Origin of the sequence: Micromonospora sp. U21 (assembly GCF_018070045.1) — a bacterium.
Lineage (GTDB): Bacteria > Actinomycetota > Actinomycetes > Mycobacteriales > Micromonosporaceae > Micromonospora.
The window spans coordinates 1-874 of record NZ_JAGPYK010000091.1 but is presented as its reverse complement, the minus strand read 5'-3'; the positions used below and the strand labels follow the sequence as shown (position 1 = coordinate 874).

Here is an 874-nt window from a genome sequence, read left to right as displayed (position 1 = left end):
CCGCAGCCAGACCAGGACCGCCTCCGCCGACGGGACAAGCCGCCGCCGCATCACCTGCCCGGTCACCGTGTCCAGAGCGCAGGCCACGATCGACCGCGCGTGCACGTCCAGACCAACACTCGTACGCACCGGGGCCTCCCGCAAATGTCGGCGCCACCGACAGGGCCCACTCCTCGTCGGCAATCCACGTCAGGCTGCGAATGAGGCCCCGGCCCGGTCAACCGGGCTGCTCATACCGTCTAGGGATCCGCGCCTCCTCGCTGGTGGGCTGACCACCGCGGAGCAGGTGCAGCAGCGGGCGCCTTCCCGCTCTGCGGCGAGGCGTAGACCCCCGGCGCGCTCACAGGACGCTGGACGGTCGTGGCCTCGCCGGGCACCGAAAGTCCGTGACGGTCTTCAACGCCATCCCAGGCGTGGCCACGCAGCAGCTGACCGGGCTGCGCGGGGCGGACGTGGCGCGGCACCCGGTGCTGTGGACCTCCGCCGACGAGGTGCTGCGGACGGCCACGATCGACGCGGCCACCGGCACGTTCACCGTGCCGGCGCGGAGCGTCGCGGTCTCGTACTGCAGTAGTACGGCAGTGGCCGGCCCCCTCACGCGGTGACGCGGAAGGAGGCCGGCTCGTCTCTCCTGGCGGCGGTCCTCCGGCCCGCCGGGTCCGATCCGGTTGGACCGTTCTCGGGCGGGCCGGAGGGGGTTGCCTCAGCCGATGCCGTCAACGGTTCGGCTGTTCACTGCGCTGTCGGTCAGGCGTGGCAGTCTTTGACGTTGACGCAGTTCTTGGGGTCGTTGTCGGTGACGGTGGACTTGTCGTCGAGTTCGACCTTGCCGTCGTTGTTGAAGATGCCGCCGGCGATCTTGCGGTGGTGGTCG

1 pseudogene is annotated in these 874 nt (G+C 70.8%); it reads left to right on the top strand.

Going from position 1 to position 874, the window contains the following annotated elements:
* Positions 1–265: 265 nt before the first annotated feature.
* Positions 266–605 (top strand): annotated as a pseudogene (locus KBX63_RS36615) (alpha-1,6-glucosidase domain-containing protein); the annotation flags it as partial.
* Positions 606–874 lie beyond the last annotated feature (269 nt).